This is a genomic window from Shewanella sp. CG12_big_fil_rev_8_21_14_0_65_47_15, assembly GCF_002783505.1.
Taxonomy (GTDB): Bacteria; Pseudomonadota; Gammaproteobacteria; order Enterobacterales; family Shewanellaceae; genus Shewanella.
On record NZ_PFGL01000025.1, the window covers coordinates 49,595 to 58,166 of the forward strand.

The window sequence follows — 8,572 nt, forward strand, 5'->3', positions numbered from 1 at the left end:
CTGACTTAACCCGCTAACGATTAACTCGCTGGTTTTTAAAACAGAATGGCTAACGAATACGAATTAATATCCAGACCTCGACCTGCACGCATTAAGGAGACATGATGTTACCAGCACCGCGTTTTACCGCCTTTAATCCTCCTCGCCGTATTTTGATGGGCCCTGGCCCGTCGGATGTTTATCCCGAAGTGCTTGCGGCGCAGGCCAGACCGACGGTTGGCCACTTAGATCCGCTGTTTGTCGGCATGATGGATGAGCTTAAGAGCCTGATCCAATACGCCTTTCAAACTAAAAACGAAATGACTATGGCGGTGTCTGCGCCGGGCAGTGCGGGCATGGAAACCTGTTTCGTTAACTTAGTCGAGCCGGGTGAGAAGGTGATTGTCTGCCGTAACGGTGTGTTTGGTGAGCGTATGCGCCAAAATGTCGAGCGTATGGGCGCCATTGCTGTGCTGGTGGACAATGAGTGGGGCACGCCTGTCGATCCTGCTGCAGTTGAAGCGGCGCTTAAAGCCAATCCCGATGCCAAATTTTTAGCCTTTGTGCACGCCGAAACTTCTACTGGCGCTTTGTCCGATGCTAAGACCTTGTGTGCATTAGCTAAACAACATGGCTGCTTATCAATCGTCGATGCCGTGACTTCCCTTGGTGGCGTCGAGTTAAGAGTCGATGAATGGGGCATCGATGCCATTTATTCCGGCAGTCAAAAGTGTCTCTCCTGTGTGCCGGGTTTATCACCTGTGTCTTTCTCGCCTGCTGCTGTTGAAAAACTGAAAAATCGTAAAACCCCAGTGCAAAGTTGGTTTCTCGATCAAAGTCTGGTGATGGCCTATTGGACCAGCGCGGGCGGCAAACGCAGTTACCATCACACTGCGCCAGTGAATGCGCTTTATGCACTGCATGAATCCCTGCGTATGTTGGCGGCCGAAGGTTTAGAGAATGCGTGGCAACGCCATCATGACATGCATTTAGTGCTGCGTGTTGGGCTGGAAAAGTTAGGGCTAAACTTTGTGGTTGCCGAAGCTTCGCGTCTGCCACAACTTAACGCAGTTTACATCCCAGCAGGTGTGGATGATGCCGCAGTGCGGACTCGTTTGCTCAAGGATTACAACCTCGAAATCGGCGCTGGTCTTGGCGCCCTTGCGGGCAAAGCATGGCGCATTGGCCTCATGGGTTTTGGTGCCCGTCGCGAAAATGTCGCCTTATGCCTCAAGGCATTAGAAGAGGTGTTGAACTAATATGCCAAGATTACGCTTTGCCCTTTGCGGCCTAATGATCGCTCTGCTCAGTGCCTGTTCGGTGAACAATACCAGCAATGCGTCCTGCGATTTTGTGCGCGGAACTAACAATAACCAAAGCATGCGAGAGGCAAGCGGCCACGATACGGGCAGCGCCGATGAGCGACAAAAAGATGCCGGTATCGGCTTCTTGAATGTCATCTTCGGCGGCATCAGTCGAGCACTTTCTTCCGATAAGTCAGCGGATGGAAAATGTGTGTAACGCTGTGGGTCTTAGTTGTCTTTGATATATTGAAAATCCCCGCAATGCGGGGATTTTTATAAAACCAGTGTAGCTTTGATTTAGGTCATACTGATTAACCTGAACTCGGGATAAGAAAATTTGAACTAATGGCCTTCTTTGTGATCGGATCTTTCGACCAAGAGAAACTTAATCACTCTGGAGAGCCTATGCATAAATTAGTGGAAATGTTTTTCGATGTCGATGATTTTTGTGCTGTTTTCATCCCTGAATGGGAAAAAACGCTGTTAACTGATGGAACACGCAAGCGCCAACGTGCTGGTCGTATGACAATGAGCGAAGTGATGACTATCCTCATACTTTTCCAGATGTTCCACCACCTGATTTCAAAAACTTCTAGACCTGCTTTCTGGCTCATTTCTATCAATCAGCTTTCCCAAATTTATTCAGCTATACCTGCTCTCTTGAAGTGATGTCCACTGTTTTAGTGCCGCTTTGCAGCTACTTTGCCAGCCTAAAAAGTGAACACATTGACATCGAATTTGTTGATTCAACAAGTATCAAAGTCTGTCACAACCTACGGATTAATCGCCATAAAACCTTGGTGGGATTGGCGTACAGAGACAAAGGCACCATGAGTTGGTTCTATGGTTTTAAACTGTATTTAATTGTCAATCATCAAGGCGGAATTGTGGCTGCCAAGGTGTACTCCCACGAATGTACATGACACAAAGCCGGTAAGTGAGATGGTGCACAGTGATATGAATAAACTCTATGCAGACAAAGGTGTATCAGCAAAGCCTTGTCAGGTGAATTACTGGAGAAAGGCGCCAAGCTGGTGACGAACGTGCGGAAGAATATGAAGGCAAAGGCAATGTTGTGGTGGGATAAGGCCATGCTGTCGAGACATTTTATCATAGAAACCATCAACGACCAGTTAAAAACTATCTCTCAGATAGAGCACTGCAGACACCATAGTGCGCATGGTTTTATGCTCAATATGGTAGCGGGGCTCATCGCCTACCAATTGAAAGACAATAAGCCACAAATGAACATCACCAACTCGGAGTTTAATGCTATTGCAATTATGGCTTGTTAAACCGATCTCAGGTTAAACCATGTTATTTATGCAGGCAGCTATATTCGCTGATATCAATTAGGCTGGAATGGATACAGCACTTTCTAAGTCATTGATCTGTTTTTGCATCAATCGGCAATATATCCCATTTTTGTTCAGTATAAGTGAATCATGAGAGCCTATTTGACTGATTTCTCCCTGATCCATAACGACGATTCGTTGGGCTCTGCTAATTGTTGAGAAGCGATGGGTGATCATGATAGTCGTTCTTCCCCTCATCAGGTTTTCCAGGCCCTGCTGCACCAGATACTCGTTGTGTGCATCCAGCGCGCTGGTCGCTTCGTCGAGGATCAGAATATTGGCATCCCTTAAAATTGCCCTGGCAATGGCAATTCGCTGTTTTTGCCCACCGGACAGCTGCACTCCACGATCGCCCAGTTGGGTGTCATAGCCGGAGGGCAGCTTGCAGATAAACTCATGGGCATTGGCGTGCTTGGCCGCCTGGATCACTTCTTCTGCAGTCGCCAGTCGATCTGACAGGGCATATTGAATATTTTCCAGTATGCTGCCGGAAAAGAGGCTGGGCTCCTGTTCCACAATGGCGATATTTCGTCTTATGGCATGCAGGCTCAAGGTGTCGGCATCCACCCCATCAAACTTGAGTCGGCCAGCGTCTGGCTTATAAAAACCCAGGATCAGGCTGGCAATGGTCGACTTGCCTGCGCCGGATGCACCGACCAAGGCAATTTTTTCTCCCGCAGCAACGGATAACGTAAAGCCTCTCAATGCCTGGTTTTCGGGGCGGGCGGGATAGGCAAACGCCACATTTTCAAAATGTATCTCGCCTTTTAATTGAGGTAAATCTGCTCCGCCTGACCCTTCCGGGATCTGTGGCGGCAGGGAAAGCAATTCGAAGACGCGTTCCGTCGCCCCCACGGCTTTCATCCATTCCCCCCAAAACCAACTCACTCCGGATGCCGACATGGCCACCATGGCGGCATAAAGAATAAAACTGGTTAATTCTCCGATACTCAGCTTGCCTTCCAACACCATCTGGCCGCCGAACCAGAGCGTCACCAGCAAGGCCATATACTGGATGAAACTGGTGACGCCTTGAAAGCCGGCGAAAATACGCGTGTTGCCTAAGGCGAGGTCCTGGGTTTTACCCGTTGCCGTGCGATAGCGCTGCTTGGCTCCATCTTGCTGGCCAAAGGCATGCATCAAGCGAATATTGGTCAGGCTTTCCTGCGCTATATGGTTACAGTCTGCCAGGTTGTCCTGAACCAGTTTTGATCTGCTGCCCACCATTTTTCCTGCTTGTCGGGCAGCCAATATGGATAAGGGCACGACGATCAACATTAATAAACTGAGCCCGGGCGACAGCATCAGCAGCAAGACGGCACCGCCAATGCAAGTCAGCAGGGAGCGCAGGGCGATCGCCAATGCCATGGTCAGGGTATCTTTTAATATTTCTACATCGGCAGAAAGTCTATTGCTCAGGTTGCCTACATTATTGCGATCAAAAAAACCTATTCCCTGGCCAATAATCGCGCCATAGAGCGCTTGTCTGAGTCGGGTCACTATTAAGATGCCCGCCGACTCAAAGAGGTAGTAACGCAGGGAGGTCGCCGCTGCGTGGATCAAAAATACCAGTATCATGAGCAGCGCAACCCAAGTTAACCAACTTCCTTGCTGGGCCTGGGCTGAGTTATCGATAAAGTAGGCTACGGCCTTGGGAAAACTGAGCTGGATGATGACAGTGACCAACATCACGAGGAAACCAAGCAAGAGCCGATAAATATAGGGTCTGATCAGTGACAGCCTGAGCCGGTGCAATTTCCTTGTCTCCAGGTTCATAATGCAGACTCCGCTTCCGTTAATATGTCGTCCATCTGAGAGATAAAGCTGATCCAGTCATGATCACCTATCATACCGCTGGCTTGTAACACCCGGTTTTCATCCAGAAATAAATAAAATGGGGAAGCCGTACGTGGGTTCAAACTTTTTCGTACTTCGTTGTCCATTGATACCACCAGGTTTAACAGTGGCGTATCGGCCAAAAATGATTTTATCCTGTCCGGGTGCTCTGACATGATCAACCAGATCTCAACCTCTGCGCGTCTCAGCGCAGCTTGTATACGGCAAAGTTCCGGGAGCTTGCCATGACACTCCTTACATTGAGTGGATAAAAACACCAACACAGTCGGCTTGTTTATCGATCTTACCGGTGTCTTATCCATCAAGGTTTCACCCGCGAAATAGGGCACCTGTTCATCCACAGGTAAGGTTAAAGGCAGGACATCGACACCGGGCATATTCATGGTTCGCATCATGCCGAATAGCCTGAACGTGAGGGTAAGGTTAATTGCAACGATAACAATGAGACAGGCCAAAACCAGGTGTAATAATGTCACGTCCATCATATGAAATCCTTAAGCATCATGGCGTAATATCATGACAACATCTGACAAGTGTATTGTGAGCCGGGCAAACAAAAACGCGCACCCCAATAGCAGCCACTGTGAAGCCGGAGTCACAACCAGGTCGCTCGACGTAAAATTGAGCATAATGCAACAAGCCGCTATCAAGATTAACGCGCGGTAAAAATCATGCCCGTTGACGTGGCGATTTTCCTGCCCGAAGCAATGACAGCTAACCAACCTGTGCCGTAGCAGAATCGACGCTATGAAGAGGGCAAAGCAGACAAATAACAGCAGTGCAGCCTGCATGGCCAAGGCACGCCAGGGCCCGTCGAGAATTAACAAGGCCGCCAACGACCACTCTATTGTGATTAATCCCAGTGCCGCGGCGCTGCGCCATGGCGCGGCCAGATGTAATGTCGCCGCCAGACTGTCTGCAAATTTGGACCATGAGGCGGTCTTACCCCAGGCGGCGAGCACCAGTAGGATGAAGATGAGGAAACGACAAAATTCTGCCAAATAAGCCAAGATGTTACCTCACGATTTTCCAGCAGGGAGAAGGTCTTTCAGGGTGGCACCAACGCCCATTGACGTCATGGGCAGTGGCTATGATGGCATCAAACCAACCGTCGTCCAGTGATTGGCAAGCGCCCGGACCTAGGTTGGCTCGAATTTGTTCAGCCAGTTCCCAGGCCCTCACTTCAAGCCGGGGATCTTGCCTTATCTTTAAGCCTAATTGCGTCATTTCTTCCCGGGTAATGGCATAAGTGTGCGAGTGATAACCGTATTGGAGCTGGGCGACAATTTTGGTGCGCAGGCCTGGTTCCTGTTCCGGTAGCTGAAACGCCAGTAACTGTTCACCTATCTGTTGCAGTTCGAGCGTCGAGCGATAAAAGGACGTCAGTGTCGTCGGGAATATGCTGCTGCACAGATGTGATGCCGACTGCGCTCTGGCTTCATCGTCATCGAGTTCAAACCACTCCTTCATCATTTGTGAAAACAAACGCACATCCTGAGATGACAGGCTGGACGGAGTGTTGCCATTGTTTGGTTCGGCCGAATGCAAGGCAGGATCTATCGGAGAAAAAACCGCCAAAGGCCCGGCGATGATTTCGTGCCCTGACAAACACAGCAAAGTCGCGGATGACTCGCAGTAATGCGGCACGATGAAAGTAAGGGTATGGCAAAATTCTCTCAATAATAAGGCAATGCGCCTGACACCGTTCACTATGCCACCGCGGCTATAGAGCACAACATCCAGTCGCTCGACATGACCGAGTTGGCGCAAACAGTTATAGAGTGCCGGCATTAACTCGATATCGAGCTGACTGGCAGCGAGTACCAATACCTTGCTGTCCCGCTGGCTTTCCAACGCCCTTATAGTGTCCAAATTCAGCATCTGGCTCCCTCTATCAGACAATCGGCCAATGCATCCATCATGGTTAATTCGGGTACCAGTTGTTCCACAAACCAAAATTGTCCGCCGGGATTATTTTCCAAAAAGACATAGTCATCTTCCGGCGTCACTATTAAATCCAGGGCGCCGTAATTCAAGCCGTAACTTTTGACAAACTCGCGACAACGCTGCTCTATATGCTGTGGCAGCTCGATTGCGCTGTAGGGGATCTCCACACTGAAATCTCTAAAATCTGTCTTGGTGCGCTCATCCAGCTGGGAATCAATTTTCGCCGCGAATACCCGCTCACCTATCACAGTCACGCGCAGTTCATAGGCTTTTTCTATATGCCCCTGGAAATGACAAGGCACAAGGGCGACCGCATCCATCTGCTCCATGTCTTCATCGCTGATGACTGTGGTTGGAATGCCATCAGACTCCCGCTCTGCTTGCGATACCTTGTCTGCGGCTAAAAAGGATGACGACATCGCCTTGAACACCATGTCGCCCTCCAGCGCCTGTTTGAACGACTTGACGGCCTGGGGAGTGTTACTGATGATCGACGGCGGGATAGTGAAGCCCAGCCTGACGGCCCTTTTCATCTGCTCTCCCTTGAAGCTTGCTCCACGCACAGCCAAGGGGTGGCTCATCCAATAGCAGTCGAGGCCGTACAATAAGCCAAACAGTGTGTGGTCAGTTTCTTCGATCGCGTAGGCTTTTTCCTGCAGGCCTAAATCTGCACTGAGAAACGCAAATTCCCCTTTCTTACGCAGCCATACCGCCCCTATGTCCTCGATGGCGAGTCTGTCACCCGTCGGCAGATGTTGAATAAAGCCTTCACACCCTTGCTGGCCGATTTGTTGATGAAACTGGTAGTCACGAGGGAAAGCGTCCAGATCGAGACGAAATGGTGTATCGCCTTTTGCTGTCAATAGGGGAGTGAGTACGTCGACATGCAGATCATCGCTGTTGCTGACGATTAAAATCCGTTTTCTATTCATATTCCACTTAAATGAGGGGGAGGGAGAAATTTCAGTGGGGAAACTATTACCCCGGTCAGAAACCGGGGATTTTCGGACAACGTAAATCAGCAATACATGCCGGTGTCGCTGTAACGGGGAGCATGTCCATTGCCTGCAGGCGCCAAAGTACATCCGGCGATTGCCACGCCGTCACGTGCTTTAAACTGCACATTCTGTTGCTGAGAAACGTGGGCCTGTTGCTTTTTTTCGGCCAATTTAAAAGCGAAAAGTTTTTTGTTGCTGTTCATGTTGTTAATTCCTTTTAATGTTTGAGTGGGAGTTGAACAATAGAAGCGGGGGAAAAATACCCGGTCGAAACCGGGGTATTTTCTTACTGCTTAATCAGCAATACATGCCTGTGTCGCTAAAGCGAACCAGTCCCCTACCAGTAGGATCTGTGCAGCCGGCGATTGCAACGCCTTCACGCGCTTTAAATTGATCATTCTTTTGTGAAGACACGTTAGACAGTTGCTTTTTTTCTGCCAGTTTAAAAGCGAAAAGTTTTTTGTTGCTGTTCATTCTGGTAATTCCTTTTGATTTTTAAAGTAAGTGTTTAAGTCAGAAGACCCTGTCCTACAGCTACTTCACAAGTCCTTCGGTTATTTTTATAACAACTAGGTAAATTAAAAGCAACATAAAGTGTTGTTATTGTTAATGTGTGGCATCCTCTTTTGTAGTTGTTATGGATACTCTGGCAAAGATATGGGGGTTCGATGGTTTGTTGTAAGCATCAGATTAATTACATCTTGGCTAAATTGACCTGCCAAGATAGAAGGCGGTTGAAATCGCTGTTTGGCTGAGATAACTGCGTTAAGCTGTGCTCAATGTAATCGCGGTAAATATGGCCAAAAGCCTTCGGTGAGCGAGCTATTGCCTTGACTCACCGGGAGCGTCCACATATGGCCTGATTTCCGTCTTATGGGTTTAATCCGATGAGGGGATGTGGTATGAGTGTCAGCCTGAATGTGGTGTCAGAATGCTGTCAATTAAGGTCATTAATTAGTCAGAGCTGAGCCCTAAAGAATGATAAAACTAAAGCGATATCAAGTGATTACTTGTCATAGCAGATAGAATGTAAAAGATAGGACATATATGGTCACCTTGGGGTTAGCAAGGCCAATGTCCTATTTTATTCGAACTACATTTACGTTAATCAATAATTCACCTTTCACAACGG

Annotated in this window: 10 protein-coding genes and 1 pseudogene; 4 read left to right on the top strand and 7 right to left on the bottom strand. The window is 48.7% G+C overall.

The window, feature by feature from the left end; translation table 11 throughout:
- Positions 1 to 104 precede the first annotated feature (104 nt).
- The 4 genes and pseudogenes from COW15_RS07525 to COW15_RS07540 all read left to right on the top strand — a co-directional run bounded on the left by COW15_RS07525 (position 105) and on the right by COW15_RS07540 (position 2,578).
- Positions 105 to 1,238, top strand: a complete 1,134-nt coding sequence (locus COW15_RS07525; RefSeq protein WP_293631416.1) for an alanine--glyoxylate aminotransferase family protein — start codon at positions 105 to 107, stop codon at positions 1,236 to 1,238.
- Position 1,239: 1 nt separating this feature from the next.
- The gene (locus COW15_RS07530) at positions 1,240 to 1,500 is read left to right on the top strand and encodes a hypothetical protein (RefSeq protein WP_293631417.1); all 261 of its coding nucleotides are present in this window, start codon (positions 1,240 to 1,242) and stop codon (positions 1,498 to 1,500) included.
- 188 nt (positions 1,501 to 1,688) lie between these two features.
- On the top strand, positions 1,689 to 1,952 hold the full coding sequence (locus COW15_RS07535) for a hypothetical protein (protein ID WP_293631419.1): 264 nt from the start codon (positions 1,689 to 1,691) through the stop codon (positions 1,950 to 1,952).
- Positions 1,952 to 2,578, top strand: a pseudogene (locus COW15_RS07540) (IS982 family transposase). The gene COW15_RS07535 and the pseudogene COW15_RS07540 overlap by 1 nt, the downstream one beginning before the upstream one ends.
- A 57-nt stretch (positions 2,579 to 2,635) precedes the next feature.
- Here COW15_RS07540 and COW15_RS07545 read toward each other — a convergent pair.
- From COW15_RS07545 to COW15_RS07575, 7 genes are all read right to left on the bottom strand, one after another.
- Positions 2,636 to 4,414: an ABC transporter transmembrane domain-containing protein gene (locus tag COW15_RS07545; protein WP_293631421.1), complete on the bottom strand. Its 1,779-nt coding sequence runs from the start codon at positions 4,412 to 4,414 to the stop codon at positions 2,636 to 2,638.
- On the bottom strand, positions 4,411 to 4,980 hold the full coding sequence (locus COW15_RS07550) for a redoxin domain-containing protein (RefSeq protein ID WP_293631423.1): 570 nt from the start codon (positions 4,978 to 4,980) through the stop codon (positions 4,411 to 4,413). The genes COW15_RS07545 and COW15_RS07550 overlap by 4 nt, the downstream gene beginning before the upstream one ends.
- A 9-nt stretch (positions 4,981 to 4,989) precedes the next feature.
- On the bottom strand, positions 4,990 to 5,505 hold the full coding sequence (locus tag COW15_RS07555; protein ID WP_293631425.1) for a MauE/DoxX family redox-associated membrane protein: 516 nt from the start codon (positions 5,503 to 5,505) through the stop codon (positions 4,990 to 4,992).
- Positions 5,506 to 5,509: 4 nt separating this feature from the next.
- Positions 5,510 to 6,376, bottom strand: coding sequence for a hypothetical protein (locus tag COW15_RS07560; RefSeq protein WP_293631427.1), 867 nt, complete (start codon positions 6,374 to 6,376; stop codon positions 5,510 to 5,512).
- Complete coding sequence (locus COW15_RS07565; protein WP_293631428.1) at positions 6,370 to 7,374, bottom strand: MvdC/MvdD family ATP grasp protein; 1,005 nt, start codon at positions 7,372 to 7,374, stop codon at positions 6,370 to 6,372. Before COW15_RS07565 ends, COW15_RS07560 begins: the two co-directional genes overlap by 7 nt.
- 86 nt (positions 7,375 to 7,460) lie before the next feature.
- On the bottom strand, positions 7,461 to 7,643 hold the full coding sequence (locus COW15_RS07570; protein ID WP_293631429.1) for a hypothetical protein: 183 nt from the start codon (positions 7,641 to 7,643) through the stop codon (positions 7,461 to 7,463).
- A gap of 94 nt (positions 7,644 to 7,737) precedes the next feature.
- Positions 7,738 to 7,914: a hypothetical protein gene (locus COW15_RS07575; RefSeq protein ID WP_293631430.1), complete on the bottom strand. Its 177-nt coding sequence runs from the start codon at positions 7,912 to 7,914 to the stop codon at positions 7,738 to 7,740.
- Between the last annotated feature and the right edge of the window lie 658 nt (positions 7,915 to 8,572).